This is a genomic window from Streptococcus sp. HMSC073A12, assembly GCF_001812815.1.
Lineage (GTDB): Bacteria > Bacillota > Bacilli > Lactobacillales > Streptococcaceae > Streptococcus > Streptococcus vaginalis.
Map to the genome: position 1 here is coordinate 84,335 of NZ_KV810536.1, position 21,711 is coordinate 106,045.

The following is a 21,711-nucleotide window of genomic DNA, read 5'->3' on the forward strand; positions in this document are numbered from 1 at the left end:
TTACAATAATCTTTGAATATGAATCACCAAATACACTTTCTCATTTGGATGAAGTCCCCCACCCAAATGCTGATGAATGACTTCATAAATATCTTCACCAATCTGATAGGCTTCTGGATAATCCTTTTTGATATGTTCTTCCAAACTCTTCATTGAGACTTTTGAATCACTGTCATCTTGATCCAAACGCTCAATAAAGTACGTCAAATGAATCATTAAACGATCATAAAAATTACTATTCTTTTTTGTCCGCTTAATACCATGTTTTAAAAGTTCCTCTTGCACCAAAGCAATCATTTGTCGGGTCAGTGTTTGTTCATCTTTACTAATCACGACATCTTCGCCTTTCGCATTGATAAACTGTAAGGCTAACCGCCCAATCTCATCTTTTGGAAAATCCACATCCAATTTTTCTTTTAAAATCACCAAAGCATGCTCAGCAATTTTGTACTCCGTCGGATATTGCTCCGACATATCCGGCAAGTGATTACTTTTATAAGTATTTCTTTGCAGCGCTTGATAACTACAATAAATATGATCTGTCAAAGTTACATAGATGTACTCTTGAACTGGAAATTGGAACTGTTGAATACCATAATCAATAATTTCATAACTAGTCGTGATAAAGTCCAAGGGAACATCTTTTAACAAAGCAGAAAAGTTTTCGCGCGATTCTTCACTTTTTAGTTGAAAGACTTTTTCTACTCGTTCTTCTGCCAGCAAATCCCCTTTTTTCTTTTTAAAAATGATACCGAGCCCCATGACAACAGCCTGTTCACCACTTTTATTTTTGACCACCGCAACATTATTATTTAGTGGCTGGACAATTCGAAACATTCGTGTCCTCCTTCCTAACAATCTTTCTGTAAAACATAAAAAAAGCCATAAACAAACCAAGACTTTTTACTTGGGTCATTTATGGTCTCGCCTAATTTCTTAGTTACAATCCATGTTTTATTTAACTTTATGAATAGAGTTTAACACATTTTCAAACTTTTGTAAGCCCTTTCTTACTTTATTTTTTAAAAATTTATACAAAATGGATAATTTGTATAAATTTAAAATCTTTCATTCTACACTTAAAAAAATAACTTACTTCTGCGCAATACCATTTGGGATAATGACTTCTTTGAGCAGTTTCTCTTCTTCCTTGATGCGATTATACAAAACTACCACATACAGAGGAAATAGAATACAAAATGAAATTAGTGAATGACAAAGTAATGCTAAACCAATCAACTCTGGAACGATATTCAAGAAATAATTTGGGTGTTTCACATAGCGGAAAAGCCAATGATCGACAAACTTATGATCGTTTACAAGCATCAATTTCACTGTCCAAATGTCCCCTAATAATTGCGTCACAACATAGAGCATAAACATTGAAAATAGCAATAGCCCCAAACCTATAGCACTAAGTGCGTCAAACCAAACCTGACGTATCGTAGCTTCAGCAAAGCAAGAAAGGTAAAATAAAATGTGAAGAATAGTGATATACTTGGTATTTTGCACGCCATATTCGCGCCCACCATTTGCCAATATCGCTTTCTCATTCTTCATCGATATTTTTAGAAATACCAACCGAAATACAAATACCGCTAAAACAATAAGTCCTGATAAAGTCATACGACCTCCTTATAATAAAATAATCTATTTTATTATATAAAGTGGGGATTTCCTAAGTCAATACATTCAAAAAATATCATATAAACTGTAGAAAGAATTTACAATGTTGTTAGTTCGATTTCGTCTACAATTCGTTTTACATCGGCTGGGTCTACTTTTGGAGTCCATTGCAGGCAGTTAGCTGTTGCATAAGCACAGGCACGAATGACAGCCTCTCTATCAACTCTCTCCTTACTTTCTAAAGCATGGCAGAGACTTCCAAGGAAAAAGTCGCCTGACGCAATAGGATTTTTAACATGAATTGTTGGAAACGTCAGTTGGAAAACATCATCCTGCAGGCGTGCTACGACTCCTTTTCCTCCCATTGTCACAATGAAATAGGGAATTTCATCATATTCTTTGAGAAGTTTTGCTGCTTCTTCTGCAGTTTCAACTGGACATCCTGTTAATTCTGCCAATTCTTCATCGTTAATTTTTACAATGTCAGGTTGTGCTGAAAAAGCTGCTTTTAGTGCGACACCGCTTGTGTCTACTACTAAATTCACATTCTCTGGCAAAAGACGACCAATTTGTGCAATATAATCATCTGGCATCCCTTTCATCAAAGAGCCAGAAAACACAACGCTATCGCCAGATTGAATGCGCTTTATAAGATTTGCAGTGAATTGTTCTAATAAATCCTTATTCAGCTCAAATCCCGCTTCATACACAAGATAGGTTTTTCCTAATTCTGTATCAATCATAATTGTACAAGTACGCGTATTTTTATCAACTTCTGTCACAACGAGCGGAATACCGTCTTCTTCATTTAATCGTTGAATATATTCGCCCATTTTGCCACCTAACATTGTATGAATGCAAAAATTTCCTTGTTCTTCGCCTTTTTCGCAATTCAGGACATAAGCCACATTAAAACTCTTTCCGCCAGCATTTTCATGCACTTGACTTGGTCGGTTGACCACATCTTCTTTAAACTGACTAAGTAAAACTGTCCGATCCAAAGCTGGATTTGGACAAACTAAATGGATCATGTTTCTTCCTTTCTTTTTTTCAATCAAAAGCCAGACTATTTCAAAAGGAATAGTCCAGCTTATTGTTATCTTATTATTCTATTTTGCATTTGTAGCGTATTCTTCATTTCGCTTAATCATTTGTTTTCTATACCAAGCAAAGATACCAATATAGAACACTAGAAAGACAATAACACCAAAGATAGCTTTGATATCGCCTGTTGTAGCATTTCCGATTGTCCAACCAAGTAATTTTTCAATTGGACCTTCAAGAGTAGAGTGGGTAATCAATTGTGTGCTAGCTACCCCTTTAGGAAATGCATCTACGCCTTTCGCTAAGTCCGTAACAAATGGCGCAATAAGTGTTCCAGATAGAAGGAAGAGCGGAAGCAACAAAGTTCCAAATGCAATCATTCGGATAAGCTTACCACGTGTAACAACCAGAAGTGCTGGAGTAACACCCATTGCAATAATCCCAGCAAGTGGCAAAATACCATTTCCGACTTTAGAAAGAAGGACTGCTTCTACTAGCATAATTGGTGCTAAAACATTGGCACATGCCCAGATTTCTGCACGACCTGCGATAAATGGCCAGTCAAGTCCAATATTGAATTTACGTCCTTGAAGACGTTTTGTTGCAACATTTGTAATTCCTTGTGAAAGAGGTTCTACTGCCGCGATGAACCAAGAACCAATAAGTGAGAACAATTCCAAGCAGACACCAGCTGTCAAACCAAGAGACAACCAACCTTTGATAACAAGTGACCATTTTGCTGCTTCGGCAACGCCAGATACTGGATGCGGCGTTCCCATAATTCCAATTACAATCCCAAGGATAAATCCAATGAAGAATTTAGAGCCCCAGAAACCAATTTTCTTATTCAGCTTGGCAGCGTCAAAATCATACTTATCCAGCCAAGGGAAAAATTTATCAAAAATCTTATCCAAAACCATAATGACTGGATTCATCATGTAGTTCATGTGAGTAGATGTCATTGGAGACGAACTTGGTGCATTGAGCAAGTCATCAAATGTTGGCTTCATTAAATCCGAGTTAATAATTTTCATTACTCCAACGAGTACAACAGCAAGCGTTGCGACAAAGAGAGAAACACCTTGGCTAACACCATTATTGTCCGCATACCATTTGATCAATAGACCTGTGATTGATAGATGCCAAATATCAAAAATATCAACATCTAAGGTATCTGTCTTTTTTGTAATCAACATCACAACATTGACGATGAGCATAATGAGTAAGAAGTAAAGCGTCCAAGCAGAACCCCATGTAATCGTCGCCAATGGTGCCCAACCAACGTCTGTAATATTAAGTTGAATTCCTGTATTTTCAACGAATTTCGCAAGTGAAGCCGAGAAAGCACCATTTAACATACCGATAATGGCACCAATACCCGTAAGAGCTATGGCAAGTTTAATACCACCTTCCAAAGCTTTGGAAAACTTCACTCCAAAGCATAAAGCAAGCACCGTCAAGACTATCAACATGATAATTGGTGCACCCATATCCAAAATGGGTTTAAAGAAGCGATTCGCTAAGTCAATAATGACATTCATAAAAAATCCTCCCGATTTTATTTTTTGAATGATAGTGAATGAAAAGTGAAATAACTATTTCAGTAGATAAAAATTGTTTTTATCTAGCGTTTCAATTTTTCATTTTTTTGTTTTTTTCTAATGAATTACTTTAACTAAGTCCATGTTCCTTAATAGCTGCTTCAATATTGTCATATACTGGTGCACTCATGGCTGGAATACGGAATAAAATTGGTCCTGCTTCAATAACAGGAATCCCCGGTTCAAATCCCAAATCCGTGGCTGCTATTGGTGTGAAAATATCATAACCTTTTATCAAGTCTTCATTCACATCTTTGACCATTACCGCATCGCATTGGACATCATAGCCGCGATTTGAAAGTTCTTCTTCAAGAGCATTTTTGATTTGGTGGCTTGAGTTTACTCCTGCTCCGCAAGCTGCTAAAATTTTAATCATTGTAACATCCTCCATTTTTATTTTTAATGATTTATTGTTTCCGATATATAATGAAATAGTTTATCTGCCTCATCCAGCTCGGATAAGGACTCTAGGTTGCCGTCAGCAGTAAAGAAATCCATCAATTGAGCCAATATATTCGTTTGACTGGCATTAGAATTATTGATAATGAAGAACAAAAGCGATACTTGTACTTCATTTGACGGAACAATCATATTATGAAAAGTCACCGGCTGATCTAAGCGGACTACAACCACCTTTTCTGCTAAATTATGGACAATATCCGTATGCGGAATTGCTACATTCGGCAAATCTTTCCCTAAAAATTCCATGTCCAGCCCCGTAGGAAAGGACTTCTCTCGCTCAATCAAGGCGTCTTTATAAGAAGACGTTACAATGTGCCTCTCCTCAAGGAGATTTGCAACCTGATTGAAAAGCTCTTCTTGACTGTCAGCATGCAGACAAAAGACTAAATCTTTATCGAACAACTGATAAAGTTCCATCATAGCCTCCTTCTATTTTGTTCTATTTTGTTTATAATCAAATTATATCATTATGTGTAAACGGTGTCAATAGTTTGTTTTGTTTTTTTATGTTATTTTTTGTTTGACAATATTTGCGTGAGATGTTATGATGTTGTTGTGAAATAAAAAAAGGAGGTATAACAATGAAAGTTATACTAGGTACAGACCGTGATGGTTTTGAGTTAAAAAATAAAGTAAAAACTCATTTACTCCAACTTGGTTATGACATTAAAGATCTCAACGAACAAGAAGGTGCTGCTGATTTTGTCGACTCTACAGATGCTCTTGTTGAAGAATTGCGAAAAGATGATACTGCCCGTGGTATTTTGTTTGATCGCTTTGCAATTGGTTCTTATATGGTTGCGAATAAACACCGTGGCATCATTTGTGCTGCTGTTTCAGATGAGCATTCTGCCATGATGACCATTCGTCACAATTCTACACGCATTATCACTCTCGGTGCAGCTATTCTCGGTGAAGAATTGGCAAATGCCTGTGCAGAAGCTTATTTAAAAGCTGACTATGATGCTGGACGCCACCAAGTTCGCATTGATATGCTTAATAAATTATGTTAAAGGGTAGGAGGAAAAATTATGAAAATCGCTCTCGGCTGTGACCATATCGTAACAGATACAAAAATGAAAATTTCTGAACATTTAAAAGACCTCGGTCATGAAGTCATTGATGTCGGAACCTATGACTTTCACCGGACTCATTACCCAATCTTTGGTCGTCTGATTGCAGAAGATGTTGTTTCAGGAAAAGCTGATCTTGGAATTGCCCTTTGTGGTACAGGAGTCGGTATCTCTGCTTCTGCTGACAAAGTTCCCGGTACTCGTGTAGCTCTTGTTGGTGACGTTCTAACCGCACGCTATGCAAAGAAAGAACTCAATGCAAATATCATCGCTTTTGGTGGACGTATTCTTGGTCAAAATCTGATTCATAATATCGTTGATGTCTTTCTTGAAACAGAGTACGAACCAACAGAAGCCAACAAACAATTGATTGAAAAAATCGATAATAGCATTGAAGTTAATCCTGAAATCGCTAAAAATGACCATATTTTCGATGAAGAAAATGCTAAATGGGCTCGCGGTGAATACCACGACTAAAAACTCAATACTCAGAAAAACAGGCTCAGTCTAATATGGACATGGCCTGTTTTTAAATAGGATGTGTCAATACCGCACGAAAGATACAAAACAAAAATCACCTGTTCCTCTATGAACAGGTGATTAAAATATTAACTATAAAACATTTGTATATGATTTATACTTTTCTTTGACCTTTGGTGAGATATGATCATCTGTGATTACTGCATCCAAATCATCCAACTGATAGAAACAATAGAAGGAATAGCTGTCAAATTTGCTATTATCTGCCACAATGTACTTTTCAATCGCATTGTTCAAGATAATAGCATTGCCATTTCCTTCTTCTTCATTGGCAGTCGTGACATTATGACCGTCAATTCCATTGACACCAATAAATGCTTTAGAAACTTTGATTTCTTTCAATAATTTATTAGCAAATTGTCCGACAAACGTTTGTGTCTTCACCCGATAACGACCGCCAATCAGGATAATATCACAATTGGGATTATCTTTTAATTTTTCAAAAATAGGAAGCGAATTTGTCACAATACTCACACTTTTATCAGCCAAATAATCTCCGATAAAATCCGTCGTTGTTCCCGAACCGATAAAAACTGTATCACCAGAAAAAATCAAATTGGCACATTTTTGAGCAATTGTTCGTTTTTCTTCAATATTTAACATCGTTTTTTCAGTATGGGAGGCTTCATTCAAGCCATTTTTTACTTTTTTGTGAGCTCCTCCATGAACACGAGTCAACAAACCTTGCTTTTCCAAGTCAATCAAATCACGACGTATCGTCATATCTGTTACATCTAGTAACTCTTTTAAGTTCTTAACAGAAACCACTCCTTGCTGATCCAATTCTTGGAGAATCACTCTATGCCGTCCTTCTTTCATTTTGTCTCCTTTCTAGTTTTATATAATTTTATTCCTCAAATATATTATACAACAATTTATTCATTTTGAAAAATTAAAAACAATATTTTTTTTGATTTTTGTAAAATATTGTTTGACTTTGTTTTATTTGTGTTCTATAATTGAACTATACAAAACAAAAGGAGTCTGAAGATGACAACAAAACAAAAAAAATTAAAACGTTTATGTGATAAAAACGGAATTATCGGCGCTTTGGCTATTGACCAACGAGGGGCTTTGCGTCGTATTCTTGGTGAAGATACTCCAGTTGAACAATTGGAAACCTTTAAAGTGCTAGTTTCGAAATACTTAACAAAATACGCTTCTTCTATTCTTCTTGATCCAGAGTTAGGTTGGAAAGCGGCGGAAGCTCGTGATAAAAACGCTGGATTATTAGTTGCCTATGAAAAAACAGGTTATGACAAAACTGTTCCCGGTCGCTATCCTGACCTCGTCGAAAATGTCTCCGTCCAACGCCTCAAAGCAAACGGTGCTGATGCTGTGAAAGTCTTACTCTATATAGATATTGACGAAGCTAGAGCAGTCAATGACATCAAAGAAGCCTTTATCGAACGGATTGCTTCTGAATGTAAAGCAGAAGACATGCCATTTTTCCTTGAGTTGGTTTCTTATGATGCCAAGGTGACAGATGAAAAGGAATATGCCAAACTCAAACCTCGCAAAGTCATTGAAGCAATGAAGCTTTACTCACAAGAACGATTTGGCGTAGATGTTCTCAAAGTTGAAGTTCCAGTCAATATGAAATATGTTGAAGGATTCGCAGAAAATGAAGTTCTTTACACCAAAGAAGAAGCTGCTGCCTTCTACAAAGAACAAAGTGATGCAACTTCTCTTCCATTTATTTTCTTATCTGCTGGAGTATCCGCACAGCTTTTCCAAGATACACTTCGCTTTGCTAAGGAATCCGGATCAACTTTCAACGGTGTCCTTTGCGGTCGTGCAACTTGGGCTGGTGCTACCAAAGCATACCAAGAAGGTGGCGAAGCTGCTACAATTAAATGGCTTGAAACAATAGGTAAACAAAATATTGTTGAATTAGATGCCGTTCTCCAAGAGACTGCTACGCCTATGGTATTTAAATAACTTTGTATCTCCTTATAAAAACATAAAAAGACGAATCGTTATTCGCCTTTTTATTATTGTATAATTACTTATCACCTTTATTACGGATGACAAATCCTGTTTTCTTCTCACTTGAAGTATTGCGAGGTTTTTTGTGGTCTTTGCGGTAACGCTTTTCTTTGTCAAAGCGATCGTGGCGACCACTCTTTTTGTAATTGTCACGCCCATTAGTACGGTCACACCGATCATTACTACGACGTCTATTTTTGCTGTTACGATTGCCTTTATTAGCTCCCGGAACATACTTAAATGGTAATGGCTTTTCACGCACGATTTCTACTTCTGGTAGAGTGTCTGGATCTTGTACGGTTAAGGTCAATATGTATAAAGCCAATTCTTCCGGTGTAAATTCAGTTGCCAACTTGCGAGCGTCTTTGCTAAACTTTTCAAATTGGTTGCGAATGTTTTCATCCGCAAAATCTCGCTCAATCTTTTTAAGTGCAACTTTTTTCTTAGCTTGAAAGGCTTCTTCTGCAGTGGCTGGTTTCATGCCTTTCATACGTTTTTTGGTCAAACTTTCAATGATTTGAAGATAACCCATTTCATTTGGTGCAACAAATGTAATGGACTGACCAGATTTTCCAGCACGACCTGTCCGCCCAATACGGTGTACATAACTTTCTGGGTCTTGTGGAATGTCATAATTGTAAACATGTGTAACACCAGAAATATCCAAACCACGCGCAGCAACGTCTGTCGCAACAAGAACATCTAAATTTCCGTTTTTAAAGTCGCGAAGAACACGGAGACGTTTTCCTTGGTCTAAATCACCATGAATCCCCTCTGCGCGGAAACCACGGATTTTAAGCCCACGAGTCAATTCATCAACTCGGCGTTTGGTACGCCCAAAAACGATAGAAAGTTCTGGTTGTTCCACATCCATTAGACGTGTCATGGTATCAAATTTTTCATTTTCTTTTACACGGATATAATATTGATCCACCAGTTCTGTTGTCAATTCTTTTGCTGCAATTTTGACATGTGTTGGCTCTTTCATAAACTTCACGCCAATCCGCTTGATAGCATCTGGCATAGTAGCTGAAAAGAGAAGGGTCTGACGCTCTTCCGGCACGCGTGAGATGATTGCTTCAATGTCTTCTAAGAAACCCATATTGAGCATTTCATCCGCTTCGTCTAAAATAAGCGTTTCTACATGATTGAGTTTCAGTGCTTTGCGCTTAATGAGGTCTAATAAACGTCCTGGAGTTCCAACAACAATGTGCGCGCCTGAACGGAGAGCCTTGATTTGCTTTTCAATGCTAGATCCACCATAAACAGAGCGAACTTTCACTCCTTTACTTCGACCAAAGCGGAAGAGTTCCTCTTGACTTTGGACAGCCAATTCACGAGTTGGTGCAATGACTAAAGCCTGAACAACAGGATTTTCTGTGTTAATTTTTTCAAGAGTCGGAAAACCAAAAGCGGCTGTCTTTCCTGTACCAGTCTGAGCTTGTCCAATCACATCTTTTCCTGCCATAGCAAGTGGGATTGTTTGTTCTTGGATTGGGCTGGCTTCCACAAAGCCTGCTTTGTCAATTTCTGCTAGTAATTCAGCAGACAAATGTAATTCATTAAATTTCAATTTTTTCTTCTTTCTAAAAAGGCAGTGCGAAGCCACCTTATAAAACATAGTTATTTGCAACTTATCTAGTATAACACAAAGAATGATAAAAAGATAGGTTTTATTTTTTACTTCCACGCCGTACGCATGAAGAAAATGCATGTAACCCTTTTTCTCGGAATACATACATTTTTCAAACAGATTTACCGATTAAAACTAAATACATTCATTTTGAATGAATTATAGCATAAATTATACTTAAAAAGTGATATTTATCGTGAAAACACGCTAATTGAAAACGATAATTTCTTCATGCACTTGGCGTATTTTACTTTTTATTGGCTAACCATTTCAAAGCTTTGGTCAATACAATCCAAAGAATAAGACTGATAATAACTATATAAATCCAAGCATTTTTATCATTAGACAACGGAAGTGGCACATTCATACCAAAGAATCCCGTGATAACTGCTAGGACTGCTAGGAGGACTGAAATAATTGTTAAAACAGTCAAATTATCATTCAGATTGTTGTTCAAAATATTGTTGTAAGAACCTGACAATTGACTGAGAACTTGAGAAATCAAGTCTGTCATTGCTACTAATTGGCGAGCTTCAATCATGACATCGTCAAACTGCTCTTTTTCAATCTCATCTAAATGGCGATAAATTGCATGTCCTTTAATGTGCTCTAACAGCATACGATTTTGCTTTGCAGCTGCTACCAAATAGACTATGGAAGTTTCTAAGTCTGCTAAAGCAAAGAGATTTTTCTTGGTGGTCGTTTTGTGCAATAACTGATTAATACGATCCTTTGTCTCATCCATTTTTTCAATTACAGGATAATAAGAATTGCACACTAATTCTAAACTAGCAAATAGAAATTTATAAACTGTTACAGGCTCATGGTGTTCAATATAGTTTTTCATCATATCTACGACATAAGTATTTGCTTTATTGCTGACTGTTAAGAGTTTGTCTTTCTGTACAATAAAGGTCATAGGAATAGTTTCATAATAGTCCTTATCCCTTTTTAAGTTTAATACGTTGAAAATAAAAACGACTGTTCCTGTTTCACGATTGTAATCCATGTGTGCTCGTTCATTTTTATCTAGCGCGTACTCAATCGTTTCTTCATCAATATTGTATTCCTTATAAGAATCTGGATGTTGACTTAAAATATCTGCATCTAAGTTTATCCAAGACATTCCATTTTTCAACTTTTTTTCAATAAACACCCTTTTCCCCTTTCTTGACTTTAAATAATCTAAAGGATTGAGAAAAACGCTCAATCCTTCATCAATCGTTATTGTACTTCTTTATCTAATGCTTGATATGCTAACAAACGAACTCACTTAACCCAGTTCTGTTTCAAAAATCATTATGATAAAACTCCAACAATAGCATAGTTTTTATGTGAATCACTTCGTTAATATGCCGTGGCAAGTCTCACATCTTTTTAATTGAGTTTGAACTAAATCCTCTGAAGATAGATAAAGCTTCCTATTTTTCCTAGCGTTACGACACGGAGTCGAACAATTCGATCATAATTGTTCGACGCAGTTAGTAAGACACCTAGCTAAGTCCCATATAGAACTTGGCGTTAGTTACTTAGATTGCTTTGCAATCAAGTAACTTTGGAGTGTTACGATACAGAGTCAGACGAATCGATTTTATTCGTCTGACGAAGTTAGTAAGGCAGTTAGCTAGTCCCCCTACAGTGGCTAGCGTCCAACAATTAGGAACCTTCAGTTACTAGTCATTGGCAACGTCTTACATTTTCTCTAACTGAGTTCGAGCTAAATCCTCGGAAAATAGATAAATCCTCCTAGAAGCAATCGCTTCTTCGTCAGATTTCCTAATTTTCTGTCGGATTTTTAACGCTCTCACATCTTCTCTTCCAACTTGACATCTGGATATTTATCGGTAAACCAGCGCAAGGCAAAGTCATTTTCAAAGAGAAAGACAGGCTGGTCAAAGCGGTCCTTGGCTAAAATATTGCGGCTGGAGGACATACGCTCGTCCAGATCATCTGGTGAAATCCAACGGACCGTCTTTTTGCCCATGGGTGTCATGATTACTTCGGCATTGTATTCATTTTCCATGCGGTGCTTAAAGACTTCAAACTGAAGCTGACCGACAGCTCCCAACATGTACTCACCAGTCTGGTAGTTGGTGTAGAGCTGGATGGCTCCTTCTTGGACCAGCTGCTCAATTCCCTTGTGGAAGGATTTTTGCTTCATGACATTTTTAGCTGTAACCTTCATGAAAATTTCTGGGGTAAAAGTTGGCAGGGGCTCAAACTCAAACTTATTTTTACCAACTGTCAAAGTATCGCCGACTTGGTAGGTGCCGGTATCGTAAACCCCAATGATATCACCGGCCACCGCATTTTCTACATTTTCACGTGATTCTGCCATAAACTGGGTGACATTTGAGAGTTTGACAGTTTTTTTGATACGGGTCAGATTTACGCTCATACCGCGCTCAAATTCGCCCGATACGATGCGGACAAAAGCAATGCGATCACGGTGTCTTGGATCCATATTGGCTTGGATTTTAAAGACAAATCCTGAAAAATCCTTATCCAGCGGACTGATTTCCTGATTATCTGTGGTTTTGTGTCCATGAGGCTCTGGTGCAAACTCCAAGAAAGTGTCAAGAAAAGTCTGCACTCCAAAGTTAGTTAGGGCTGAACCAAAGAAGACAGGGGTTAATTCCCCATTAAAAATAGCTTCCTGTGAAAATTCATTTCCCGCTTCCTGTAGGAGTTCAATATCCTCCAAAACCTGAGCATAAAAGGGATTGTTGCCAAATATTTTTTCTCCCTCTTCGATGCTGGCAAAGCGTTCATCACCTTTATAGAGCTCCAGCCGCTGATTGTGCAAATCATAGAGACCTTCAAAGGATTTCCCCATCCCAATCGGCCAATTCATCGGATAGCTGGCAATACCAAGTACTTCTTCTAATTCTTCCAGCAAATCAAGGGGTTCACGTCCGTCGCGATCCAGTTTATTGATAAACGTAAAGACTGGGATATTGCGGTGTTTGACAACCTCAAAGAGCTTTTTAGTCTGGGCTTCAATCCCTTTTGCAGAGTCCACCACCATGACTGCTGCATCCACAGCCATGAGGGTACGGTAGGTATCTTCTGAAAAATCTTCGTGCCCTGGTGTATCAAGAATATTGACCCGTTTTCCAGCATAGTCAAACTGCATGACAGAAGAGGTCACTGAAATCCCCCGCTGTTTCTCAATATCCATCCAGTCAGATTTGGCAAAGTTTCCGGTCTTCTTACCCTTGACCGTACCTGCTTCACGAATCTCGCCTCCAAAGTAGAGCAACTGCTCTGTAATCGTGGTCTTCCCTGCATCCGGGTGAGAGATAATCGCAAAAGTACGGCGTTTTTTTATTTCATCTTGAATCGTCATTATATCCTCTTTTTCTTTTTTATACTTTTTCTTTCGATTTCTGTGAAAACTCTTATTACATTGGACTGCTCCTAACTTGTTTCAACCTACCTATTATAGCGGATTCAAAGGATTTTTTCAATTGCTTAGAACATATAAAAATCGCTCTTTTCGAGCGATTTTCTGTTTCTTGATACAAGAGACTACATTTTATAATCTCACAATTACACTAGCAAAGAGAAAAATTACCAATATCATGATTAAAACCAGTAAATAAATAATCCGTTGTTTTCTCATTTGAAGTTCTTCTTTTTCTTCTTCCGTCATGGAAAAAACAGCCTTGTTTCGGTTTAATAAGTATAAAATCAAGCCTTCTCCCCGTTGACTGCCAGCTGCCAAAACTCCCCAGAACTTAGGATGTTTCATCCCGCGAACCGCAGCATCTAATTCAACTAGTTTAAACAATTGATACACAAACAGCCCATTTGTTACGACGAGTAAGCCAATCAAGGTCAATAGATACCAAGTCATGATAGAACCTCCTATATTTTACGAATAATTTGTACTAATATATAACCTGTGGTGCCAACCACCAGAGCTACTGCCAACAAGGTCAGCAGATAACTCTTGGAGATTGGAATGATAAAAATAAAGAAAAGGAATAAAAGACAAATATTACATATAAAAGCCAGTAAAATCTTTTGGTTGCTCTTTACAACGTTCGTCGAATCTTCTAAGTGCTGAATCATGCGCTCATCTCCTTTCAGCAATTCATCCAAGCTAACCTGGTATAAATCACTTAACTGCAAAACATATAACATATCCGGATAAAATTTTTCTGTTTCCCAATTTGAAATAGTTTGTCTAGATACATTTAATTTTTCTGCGACATTTTCCTGTGTCAAGCCCCTCATCTGACGTGCTTCTTTTAATTTTCTTCCAATTTCCATTACCTCACTCCTATCTTTCTACTTTTATTTTACTATTTTCGTTTATAAAATCTAGCAAAATTTTTTTACATTGAGAAAAAACAATAAAAAATCCTGCCAAATAAATTTGACAGAGGATGTAATGCTTAAAGCTTTAAACTAATTTTGATTGCTTTTTCCATCGCCTTTTAAAATATTCATCAAAAAGGAGCAAAGCGGTGGCCAGAACCAGTGAGACAAGTACGTAATTCACCCATATCCGGTCTCCTTTTATAAGCGGGGGATGAGTCATCAATCCATAATTTCCACCAGTTACGGCATTGACACCAACTAAAAACAAATCCAAAGCAAATGTGTAGCCCACAATCTCATACTTCTTCAACAGCTGCTTGTCATAGTGGTTTATAAGATAAACCAGCGAATTAACCAGCAGGCAGTAATGCCCCAGAAGAAATGAAAAACTGGTGAGATGCGGAAAATCATAAGGGTCAAAAACTGGGTAACCAATTGCAAAAATCGCCCCGCTGACACCTAAAAGAGCAAAATACTGCTTGCTTCGACATTTATCTGGCAGCAGCAACATGGCAAACATGGCTAAGCGGCAATGATAAAAAGGCAGGTTATTTGCAAATGAAATATGGAAACCAAAATACCAAGAATAAAGTATAACTAATTGAAAAGCTTGTAAATATTTAAAAGTTTTCTGATACAGTGGGGGTTGCGCATAGCGAACTGAAATATAAATGAGGAAAAAGAGAGTTCCTATCATCGTCACATAGCCCATAGCAGAAATGGGAGGTGGTGCTGTCTTTTGAGTCGTTAAAAAATCATTCAGCATAGCTTAATTTTCCTGTCTTACTGTTTCTTCTTGTTCTTGTCTGATTTGTTTAAAAATCAGAGAGACCACGAAAATTGCTAAAATCAAGGTCAATGAAACAAAAATATAGTTAGCAATCATTCCATGACTTCCAACTAAAGGTGGTACTTTCAAAAAACCATAATTTCCACCGCTCACCAGATTTATAAATATCAATAAAAGATTCATACTAAAGCTAATCTCTACAATTCGCCGTAAATTCAATAACTCGCTATCATAATGATTCAGCAAATAAGTGAGAGAATTTCCCAAAAGAGCATAGTGACCAATCAAATAGGAGACTAAAGTGATGTGAGGAAAAGCAAATGGATCAAATAAAGGATAGACCAATGCACAAATAGGTCCAAATACTCCTAAAAGCGCAAAATACTGTTTATAGGTTGAAGAATCAGGCAGTAGCAAAACGGCAAACATCGCCAATCTGCAATGATAAAAAGGAAGTGATTCAGAAATTGGTGACAAGGTCTCAACATACCAGCCATAAAGCACTAAAATTTGTAAACCTTGTACAGCTTTCAAAAAGTTCTGATAGCGCCTGTTTTTATGATATTTTACAGCACTATACATGACATAAATGATTCCTAAAAACATCATTCCATACCAAAATGGAGTTAATTGAGGGGCCTCCGTTTTATAACTTGTAAAAAATTCTTGTAGATTCATCTCCTACTCATCCATCCTATTACTTAATTCTTTGATAACACTTAGCTTTCTTGTTGTAGCGACAATACCTAACTTCTTTTCAAGAAAATTATTATTTAACTTCTTTTTTCTGGCATCTCTTGGTAAATACATATAAAGGCAAGCAGTTCCAACTGCAAATATTTCGTCCATAAAGTTCATTACTTGCAGTTCTGCCAATTGCTCCGTTGAAATGAGATTGTTTGTAAAAACGAGATGAATCCGTGATGAATCCAACTCCTCAGAAAAGGGATTTCCTAAAATAGCCCTTTCTAAATCGGACTTTTCTTTTACGATAATGGATAAATTTGCACCAATGCTTTCCAATATCACCTGATGCATGTGTTGTGCTAATTCTTCGGCTGGTAGGCTTGTTTCGCAAATCACATTGCCTGATTGAATATAACTTGAAATATTATCTAAACCAGATTGTTCCAACATTTGAACCAAATCACTCATCTTAGGGATCCGATTTGGTCCTGTTGGCATCACGCCACGAAGGAGGGCAAGATACTGTACTTTATTGTTATCCGTCATTCTCCAATTTCTCCACTAAACTAGCTAAGTTCATAGAGTTACTTCCTTTTATCAGCAATTGGTCCGTTGGTTTGAGTGCTTCTTTAACAGCTTTTACTAAGTCAGAAAATTGATCTTTTTCAGCATTTTTTACAAAATAATGGGCTTTTCCAGGCGGGAAAATTTCCTTAGCATAGGCAAATAGAGCAGCCATGTCCTCTCCATAAAGGAAAATTTCTGAGAGAATTTCTGGATTTAGGCTGGTTATCATGGCACTGTGCATTTGTTTAGAATCAACCCCCAATTCTTTCATATCAGCTAAAACTGCCAGTTTCCGACCTTTTTCATTAAACGGAATCGTTGAAAATGTCTCTAAAATCAATCGCATAGCGGTTGGATTGGCATTGTAAACATCTGAAAGGATATCCGCACCATTTTTAGCTTTCTTCCACTCGGTGCGATTTCGTGTTAATTCAAGCGTTGCAAATGCTTTTTGGATCTTATCTTGTGTTACTCCTTCTTTCAATGCCACATAAGCTGCAATCATGGCATTTGTTGCATTGTATTTCCCAGTTACTGGAAGGTCAATGGCGTTATCTAAGAAATTGGGTTCAAAAGTCAAACTATCTTTTCGTTCTTCTAATTTCGTTAGGAAAATATCTTCATCTGGACCAAAACGGACTACATTTAGCTGGCTCGGTAGAAAATCATTAATAATCTTGTCCGCTGGAACAACCAAAAGAGCCCCGTCTTTCATGCCGTCGACAATTTGCATTTTTCCTTTTGCAATTTCATAACGACTTTTAAAGAATTCTAAATGCGCTTCGCCAATCAGCGTCACAATACCTACTTTTGGCTGCGCAATTGTGGACAGAAGGTGAATATCTCCCATGTGATCTTGTCCCATTTCCAAAACGAGTTTTTCCGTATCATCTGGCATGTGTAAAACAGTATAAGGAAGACCAATTTCATTATTGTAGTTTCCTTGCGTTTTATAAGTCTTGTAAGTTGTTGACAAGAGGTGAGCCAGCATATCTTTGGTCGTCGTCTTACCATTAGAACCCGTAACTGCAAAGACATCTACCTTCATTTTTTCCAGATAATACTGTGCCAAACGCTGCAATGCTGCCAACACATTATCAACTAAAATATAAGGATAATCGCCCAATTTTTTTTCTGACAAGGTTGCCGCAGCACCATTTTCAAATGCTGTCGCAATAAAGTCATGCCCATCACGTGCTCCTTTAAGAGGCAAAAATAAGTCTCCTTCTTCAATCAATCGACTGTCAAATTCTGCTTTTCCAAATGTACAATCTGGAAATTGATGAACATCATTTTTTGCTTTCAATACAGAAGCTACTTCATAAAATGTTAATTGCATTTTTTCACCTATATGTCTTAAATTTCTCTAACTCTCTCATTATACCACAGAATAACCTACTTTTACACACACTCGCCAAAGACATACTAAAACAATAGAAAAAAGAACCTTTTGGCTCTTTCAATCTTGTCTTACAACAAATGCTCTTCATGTTTTGTAAATGTTTCTTGCGCTAAGAGAACTAATTTCTCAATCAAATCTGTATAAGAAATGCCCATATTTTCCCAAAGCAGCGGATACATCGACCATTTAGTGAAACCTGGCATCGTGTTTAACTCATTAAGGAAAATCTCGCCCTTATCAGTATAAAAGAAATCGCAGCGAGCTAAACCAACACCGCCAATAGCATGGAATGCTTTTTCAGCATATTGCCGCATAGTGGCAATGACATCTTCAGAGAGTTTTGCAGGAATATCCATGGTGATTTTGTTGTCAATGTACTTGGCTTCGTAGTCATAGAAAGCAACATCTTTCACTACCTCACCTGGCAAACTGCTTTTGGCTCCTTCATTTCCAAGTAAACCAACTTCAATTTCACGCGCATTGACACCTTGCTCAATCAAGACACGGCTATCATATTTGAAAGCCAATTCAAGAGCAGAGCGCAATTCATCTTGATTTTCAGACTTAGAAATGCCGACACTAGAGCCCATATTTGACGGTTTTGTAAAAACTGGATAAGTTAGATTGGCTTCTACTGCTGCAATCTTTTCGTCTATATTTTCCCCTTCAATCACTGCTACATAGGGAACTTGCGGAATGCCAGCAGAAGCTAATACACGTTTAGTCGTGATTTTATCCATAGCCACACTAGAAGAAAGGATATTGCAACCCACATAAGGTATTTTCAATACTTCAAGAAATCCTTGGATAGACCCGTCCTCTCCCATTGGACCATGAAGAACGGGGAACACAACAGCTCCTTCTTCGTAAATATCACTCGGCTTCATTTTTTGACTCTCAATGACGGTATCATTTGTCATCAATTTTTCATCATCAGCAGGTTTGCGTGAAAATTCTTGCGTCTTGATAAAGTCACCCGCTTGTGTGATAAAATAAGTCTTCACAAAGAATTTATCATAGTCAATCGCACGCATGACACTCTCCGCTGATAAGACAGAGACCTTTCGTTCGGCACTGCGACCACCGTAAAGGAGAATAATTTGTTGTTTTGCCATTTTTATACCTAACCTTCTTATCTTAAAAGAAATCTACAAATTTAATCGCTTTTTAGTATATCATATTTTAGATTGTTTTTGAATAGAAAAAGAGCTTTCATTTTCTTTTAAAGGAAAGCTCTATTTTCTTTTTTACAATTCTGTACGATTCTCAATAGCCCGAAGCAGCGTTACTTCGTCTGCATATTCAATATCAGAACCAACTGCTAATCCACGAGCCAGGCGCGTTACCTTGATACCAGCTGGCTTTAACACCCTCGAGATATACATGGAAGTCGCTTCCCCATCTGCTGTCGCATTGGTTGCCACAATTACCTCTGTTACCTCACTATCCATCAACCGTGTAATGAGACTTTTCAGATTGATGTCGTCTGGTCCAATACCATTCATAGGAGAAATCAATCCCTGCAAAACATGGTACAAACCATGGTATTCTTGAATATTTTCCATAGCAGATACATCTCGGCTATCTTCTACAACCAAAATAGTAGATTGATCCCGTGTCTCATCGGTGCAGATAGCACAAGGATTATCATCCGTTAGATTACCACAAATAGAACAATAGGTCAGCTCACGTTTCGCTGCAAGCAAATTTTTAGCAAATTCATTGACATCATCATCACTCATACCAATGGTATAAAACGCCAAACGCGTTGCTGTTTTTATGCCAATTCCTGGTAATTTTGAAAAGCTATCAATCAATTTTGCAATCGGTGTTGGATAAAGCATAGTATCCTTTCTAATTCATTGGATGCTGTTGATGATACAAGTTAATAATATCACGAGTTATACTATGGCTAACGGTTGACGATAAGTTTGTATTGTGCGGGAACACAACTGCCACTGCAATCTGCGGGTTGTTACTTGGCGCATAAGCCACTACATTCGTATTAATGGCTTCCTTTCCACCTGCAAAGGTTTCTGCTGTCCCTGTTTTGGCGCTAATCGGCACTGCTTCACCTTGTGACAAAGTACGCCCTGTAGTAAATCCGCTTGTACCATGAACTACCTGATAAAAACCTTGTCGAATCAAATCCATATTCTCTTTTGAAATATCAACTTTATTCAGCTCTTTGGTTGACTTGGATTCAATCAGCTTTCCAAGCCCGCCCGTCTCATTATTGTCATAAATTCCTTCTACTAAGTGCGGCGCAATACGAGTACCGCCATTAGCTACCGTTGCAGCATATTGCGCCAACTGCATTGGAGTATAGTTATCAAACTGCCCAAAAGCATTGGTTAAGTAGTTCGCAAACGTATATTTCTTAGGTGTGTAACCTTCTGATTCACTTGGCAAATCAATTCCTGTAGATGCTCCCAAGCCATATTGAGCAAAAGCTTTACGCAATTTGTCCATAGAGGAGTCCAAATTCGTTAAATCAATTGCCATATTGGGCGTATAAGGCGTTCCCATCATATTTAAAGCTAGTTGAACCATATAAGTATTGGATGAATATTCTAGTGCCTCTAAAGCCGTAATTTGACGAGCTCCATATTGCGTGAACCAAGAAGTGATGGCAGAGGAGCCTCCAAAAGAAATTGGTTGATCCGTCATAACTTGATTTCCTGTGATGGCTCCAGATTCCCAGCCAACTGTTAAAGTAGCTCCTTTCACTACAGAGCCCGGCACAAAGTTGTTCATAATCGTTCCAAGAGAGTCTGTTGTTAGTTCTCCTGTATTGGTATCGTGCTTCAGACCAGCCATGGCTAAAATAGCACCCGTTTTAGGATTCATCGCAACAGCATATACGCCTTCAGAATATGTCGCATTTCCGCTCGCTAATTCCGCACTAAAATACTTTCTCAAAATGTCTTCTACACCGTTCTGAAAAGCTAAATCTGTTGTTAATTTTAGATTATTTCCCTTACTACCATTGAAAATATTTTTCACGCTTTCCATATTTCCATTTTTATCAAGATTGATTTCTTTGACTGCGCGTTTTCCTTGAAGTGTAGACTCATATTGTTTTTCCAAATAACTCGTCCCAACACGATCATTAAGAGAATAGCCTTTTTTCAAATAAGCATTCACTTCTTCTGCGGGTAGCCCTGCCTTTTCACTTGAAACGCTTCCGATGATAGAAGCCAAAGAAGTATCCAACACTTTCCTGTCCCAGCTGGTGGTAATACTGATACCAGACAGTTCTTTCGAGCTAGAGGCGATTGTCGCAATCTGATCAGCTGATAAATTATCCGTACGAATATTTCCCGTTTCAAAATTAGAAATAGCATTCATCTGACTAAACAAATAAATAGCTTTTTTATCTTCATCTGAGTAGTTTAACTTTGCTAAATCAACATTCTTAACGGCATTATTATAAATCTGAGACTCTGCCAAACGATTTCCATCTGTACCATATTTTTTATTTTTAGGCAGCTGATTAACGACCTTCTTATAAACCTCGCTGTCTGCCAAATAATAATCTACTTGTTGACGCTCAGTAACATCTGCGCTGGAAATAGAAACCAATGGACGCAATTTTTGAGCAATTTCTTTAATCTCTGCAGCCGTCATTTTGTTGCTGCGTGTGAAAGAGACAACTTGCTTGGTTGTATTCTCAACCAAAGGTTTCCCACTCGCATCATAAATCTGCCCCCGAACCGAACTGGTTGTCACTTTAGTCTTGCTAGCTGTCGCTAATTTTTTTGTATAAAAATCTCTATGGACAACCTGCATATAGCCCAAACGCACAATTAAACTCATAAACAGTAAAATCACAATTCCAAATAATAAATTCAAGCGTCGTGGGATTGAATGGCTATTAAATGTTCTTTTTTTCTTAGACATGGTATCTCTCATTCTAGTCAAAATGCTATCTTTTATTGTACCATAAATCCACCTAAATGAAGTCG

General features: G+C 37.6%; 22 protein-coding genes. 3 read left to right on the top strand and 19 right to left on the bottom strand.

All coding sequences use genetic code 11. The features are described from left to right. The 6 genes from HMPREF2876_RS04485 to HMPREF2876_RS04510 form a co-directional block, all read right to left on the bottom strand. Entirely contained in the window at window positions 1-837 is an 837-nt protein-coding gene (locus HMPREF2876_RS04485; protein WP_070241839.1) for a PRD domain-containing protein, read from the bottom strand. Window positions 838-1,092: 255 nt separating this feature from the next. After that, a complete protein-coding gene (locus tag HMPREF2876_RS04490) occupies window positions 1,093-1,626 on the bottom strand; it encodes an isoprenylcysteine carboxyl methyltransferase family protein (protein WP_024052808.1) in 534 nt (177 codons plus the stop codon). A gap of 98 nt (window positions 1,627-1,724) precedes the next feature. Next, window positions 1,725-2,657 carry a 1-phosphofructokinase family hexose kinase gene (locus tag HMPREF2876_RS04495; RefSeq protein WP_070584294.1) on the bottom strand — a complete coding sequence of 311 codons (933 nt, stop codon included), beginning with the start codon at window positions 2,655-2,657 and terminating at the stop codon, window positions 1,725-1,727. A gap of 78 nt (window positions 2,658-2,735) precedes the next feature. Continuing rightward, window positions 2,736-4,211 carry a PTS galactitol transporter subunit IIC gene (locus HMPREF2876_RS04500; RefSeq protein WP_070241841.1) on the bottom strand — a complete coding sequence of 492 codons (1,476 nt, stop codon included), beginning with the start codon at window positions 4,209-4,211 and terminating at the stop codon, window positions 2,736-2,738. Between the two features lie 130 nt (window positions 4,212-4,341). Continuing rightward, the gene (locus tag HMPREF2876_RS04505) at window positions 4,342-4,647 is read right to left on the bottom strand and encodes a PTS sugar transporter subunit IIB (RefSeq protein ID WP_003023769.1); all 306 of its coding nucleotides are present in this window, start codon (window positions 4,645-4,647) and stop codon (window positions 4,342-4,344) included. Window positions 4,648-4,670: 23 nt separating this feature from the next. Further along, window positions 4,671-5,150 (bottom strand): PTS sugar transporter subunit IIA, encoded by a 480-nt coding sequence (locus tag HMPREF2876_RS04510; protein WP_003023767.1) that lies wholly within the window; start codon window positions 5,148-5,150, stop codon window positions 4,671-4,673. Between the two features lie 164 nt (window positions 5,151-5,314). On the opposite strand from HMPREF2876_RS04510, the gene lacA reads away from it, so the two are divergent. Next, on the top strand, window positions 5,315-5,746 hold the full coding sequence (lacA, locus tag HMPREF2876_RS04515) for a galactose-6-phosphate isomerase subunit LacA (protein ID WP_021001918.1): 432 nt from the start codon (window positions 5,315-5,317) through the stop codon (window positions 5,744-5,746). An 18-nt stretch (window positions 5,747-5,764) separates the two neighbouring features. After that, window positions 5,765-6,283 carry a galactose-6-phosphate isomerase subunit LacB gene (gene lacB / locus HMPREF2876_RS04520; RefSeq protein ID WP_024052811.1) on the top strand — a complete coding sequence of 173 codons (519 nt, stop codon included), beginning with the start codon at window positions 5,765-5,767 and terminating at the stop codon, window positions 6,281-6,283. Window positions 6,284-6,418: 135 nt separating this feature from the next. On the opposite strand, the gene HMPREF2876_RS04525 is transcribed toward lacB, so the two are convergent. After that, entirely contained in the window at window positions 6,419-7,165 is a 747-nt protein-coding gene (locus HMPREF2876_RS04525; protein WP_024052812.1) for a DeoR/GlpR family DNA-binding transcription regulator, read from the bottom strand. Window positions 7,166-7,336: 171 nt separating this feature from the next. Between HMPREF2876_RS04525 and lacD the strand changes: the two genes are divergently transcribed. Next, window positions 7,337-8,287: a tagatose-bisphosphate aldolase gene (lacD, locus tag HMPREF2876_RS04530; protein WP_070584297.1), complete on the top strand. Its 951-nt coding sequence runs from the start codon at window positions 7,337-7,339 to the stop codon at window positions 8,285-8,287. Window positions 8,288-8,351: 64 nt separating this feature from the next. On the opposite strand, the gene HMPREF2876_RS04535 is transcribed toward lacD, so the two are convergent. The 12 genes from HMPREF2876_RS04535 to pbp2b all read right to left on the bottom strand — a co-directional run bounded on the left by HMPREF2876_RS04535 (window position 8,352) and on the right by pbp2b (window position 21,658). After that, a complete protein-coding gene (locus HMPREF2876_RS04535) occupies window positions 8,352-9,908 on the bottom strand; it encodes a degradosome RNA helicase CshA (RefSeq protein WP_042754156.1) in 1,557 nt (518 codons plus the stop codon). A 307-nt stretch (window positions 9,909-10,215) separates the two neighbouring features. Continuing rightward, complete coding sequence (locus HMPREF2876_RS04540; RefSeq protein ID WP_024052815.1) at window positions 10,216-11,124, bottom strand: magnesium transporter CorA family protein; 909 nt, start codon at window positions 11,122-11,124, stop codon at window positions 10,216-10,218. A 648-nt stretch (window positions 11,125-11,772) separates the two neighbouring features. Continuing rightward, window positions 11,773-13,317 (bottom strand): peptide chain release factor 3, encoded by a 1,545-nt coding sequence (locus HMPREF2876_RS04545; protein WP_024052816.1) that lies wholly within the window; start codon window positions 13,315-13,317, stop codon window positions 11,773-11,775. 189 nt (window positions 13,318-13,506) lie between these two features. Beyond that, window positions 13,507-13,827: a hypothetical protein gene (locus HMPREF2876_RS04550; RefSeq protein ID WP_024052817.1), complete on the bottom strand. Its 321-nt coding sequence runs from the start codon at window positions 13,825-13,827 to the stop codon at window positions 13,507-13,509. 11 nt (window positions 13,828-13,838) lie between these two features. Beyond that, entirely contained in the window at window positions 13,839-14,246 is a 408-nt protein-coding gene (locus HMPREF2876_RS04555; protein WP_024052818.1) for a helix-turn-helix transcriptional regulator, read from the bottom strand. A gap of 133 nt (window positions 14,247-14,379) precedes the next feature. After that, window positions 14,380-15,063 (bottom strand): YwaF family protein, encoded by a 684-nt coding sequence (locus HMPREF2876_RS04560; protein WP_024052819.1) that lies wholly within the window; start codon window positions 15,061-15,063, stop codon window positions 14,380-14,382. Between the two features lie 3 nt (window positions 15,064-15,066). After that, window positions 15,067-15,765: a YwaF family protein gene (locus HMPREF2876_RS04565; protein WP_024052820.1), complete on the bottom strand. Its 699-nt coding sequence runs from the start codon at window positions 15,763-15,765 to the stop codon at window positions 15,067-15,069. A gap of 3 nt (window positions 15,766-15,768) precedes the next feature. Beyond that, window positions 15,769-16,320: a DUF1697 domain-containing protein gene (locus HMPREF2876_RS04570; RefSeq protein WP_024052821.1), complete on the bottom strand. Its 552-nt coding sequence runs from the start codon at window positions 16,318-16,320 to the stop codon at window positions 15,769-15,771. Further along, window positions 16,310-17,680 (bottom strand): UDP-N-acetylmuramoyl-tripeptide--D-alanyl-D-alanine ligase, encoded by a 1,371-nt coding sequence (gene murF, locus HMPREF2876_RS04575; protein ID WP_024052822.1) that lies wholly within the window; start codon window positions 17,678-17,680, stop codon window positions 16,310-16,312. The genes HMPREF2876_RS04570 and murF overlap by 11 nt, the downstream gene beginning before the upstream one ends. Before the next feature lie 131 nt (window positions 17,681-17,811). Continuing rightward, window positions 17,812-18,858, bottom strand: coding sequence for a D-alanine--D-alanine ligase (locus tag HMPREF2876_RS04580; RefSeq protein ID WP_024052823.1), 1,047 nt, complete (start codon window positions 18,856-18,858; stop codon window positions 17,812-17,814). Between the two features lie 132 nt (window positions 18,859-18,990). Beyond that, window positions 18,991-19,587 carry a recombination mediator RecR gene (gene recR / locus HMPREF2876_RS04585; protein ID WP_003023742.1) on the bottom strand — a complete coding sequence of 199 codons (597 nt, stop codon included), beginning with the start codon at window positions 19,585-19,587 and terminating at the stop codon, window positions 18,991-18,993. A 10-nt stretch (window positions 19,588-19,597) separates the two neighbouring features. After that, window positions 19,598-21,658: a penicillin-binding protein PBP2B gene (gene pbp2b / locus HMPREF2876_RS04590; RefSeq protein ID WP_171021856.1), complete on the bottom strand. Its 2,061-nt coding sequence runs from the start codon at window positions 21,656-21,658 to the stop codon at window positions 19,598-19,600. Window positions 21,659-21,711 lie beyond the last annotated feature (53 nt).

Excerpts from the sequence above, each read along its gene's own strand:
- HMPREF2876_RS04485 (WP_070241839.1), bottom strand. The coding sequence starts at position 837 with ATGTTTCGAATTGTCCAGCCACTAAATAATAATGTTGCGGTGGTCAAA.
- HMPREF2876_RS04490 (WP_024052808.1), bottom strand. The coding sequence starts at position 1,626 with ATGACTTTATCAGGACTTATTGTTTTAGCGGTATTTGTATTTCGGTTG.
- HMPREF2876_RS04495 (WP_070584294.1), bottom strand. The coding sequence starts at position 2,657 with ATGATCCATTTAGTTTGTCCAAATCCAGCTTTGGATCGGACAGTTTTA.
- HMPREF2876_RS04500 (WP_070241841.1), bottom strand. The coding sequence starts at position 4,211 with ATGAATGTCATTATTGACTTAGCGAATCGCTTCTTTAAACCCATTTTG.
- HMPREF2876_RS04505 (WP_003023769.1), bottom strand. The coding sequence starts at position 4,647 with ATGATTAAAATTTTAGCAGCTTGCGGAGCAGGAGTAAACTCAAGCCAC.
- HMPREF2876_RS04510 (WP_003023767.1), bottom strand. The coding sequence starts at position 5,150 with ATGGAACTTTATCAGTTGTTCGATAAAGATTTAGTCTTTTGTCTGCAT.
- lacA (WP_021001918.1), top strand. The coding sequence starts at position 5,315 with ATGAAAGTTATACTAGGTACAGACCGTGATGGTTTTGAGTTAAAAAAT.
- lacB (WP_024052811.1), top strand. The coding sequence starts at position 5,765 with ATGAAAATCGCTCTCGGCTGTGACCATATCGTAACAGATACAAAAATG.
- HMPREF2876_RS04525 (WP_024052812.1), bottom strand. The coding sequence starts at position 7,165 with ATGAAAGAAGGACGGCATAGAGTGATTCTCCAAGAATTGGATCAGCAA.
- lacD (WP_070584297.1), top strand. The coding sequence starts at position 7,337 with ATGACAACAAAACAAAAAAAATTAAAACGTTTATGTGATAAAAACGGA.
- HMPREF2876_RS04545 (WP_024052816.1), bottom strand. The coding sequence starts at position 13,317 with ATGACGATTCAAGATGAAATAAAAAAACGCCGTACTTTTGCGATTATC.
- HMPREF2876_RS04550 (WP_024052817.1), bottom strand. The coding sequence starts at position 13,827 with ATGACTTGGTATCTATTGACCTTGATTGGCTTACTCGTCGTAACAAAT.
- HMPREF2876_RS04555 (WP_024052818.1), bottom strand. The coding sequence starts at position 14,246 with ATGGAAATTGGAAGAAAATTAAAAGAAGCACGTCAGATGAGGGGCTTG.
- HMPREF2876_RS04560 (WP_024052819.1), bottom strand. The coding sequence starts at position 15,063 with ATGCTGAATGATTTTTTAACGACTCAAAAGACAGCACCACCTCCCATT.
- HMPREF2876_RS04565 (WP_024052820.1), bottom strand. The coding sequence starts at position 15,765 with ATGAATCTACAAGAATTTTTTACAAGTTATAAAACGGAGGCCCCTCAA.
- HMPREF2876_RS04570 (WP_024052821.1), bottom strand. The coding sequence starts at position 16,320 with ATGACGGATAACAATAAAGTACAGTATCTTGCCCTCCTTCGTGGCGTG.
- murF (WP_024052822.1), bottom strand. The coding sequence starts at position 17,680 with ATGCAATTAACATTTTATGAAGTAGCTTCTGTATTGAAAGCAAAAAAT.
- HMPREF2876_RS04580 (WP_024052823.1), bottom strand. The coding sequence starts at position 18,858 with ATGGCAAAACAACAAATTATTCTCCTTTACGGTGGTCGCAGTGCCGAA.
- recR (WP_003023742.1), bottom strand. The coding sequence starts at position 19,587 with ATGCTTTATCCAACACCGATTGCAAAATTGATTGATAGCTTTTCAAAA.
- pbp2b (WP_171021856.1), bottom strand. The coding sequence starts at position 21,658 with ATGAGAGATACCATGTCTAAGAAAAAAAGAACATTTAATAGCCATTCA.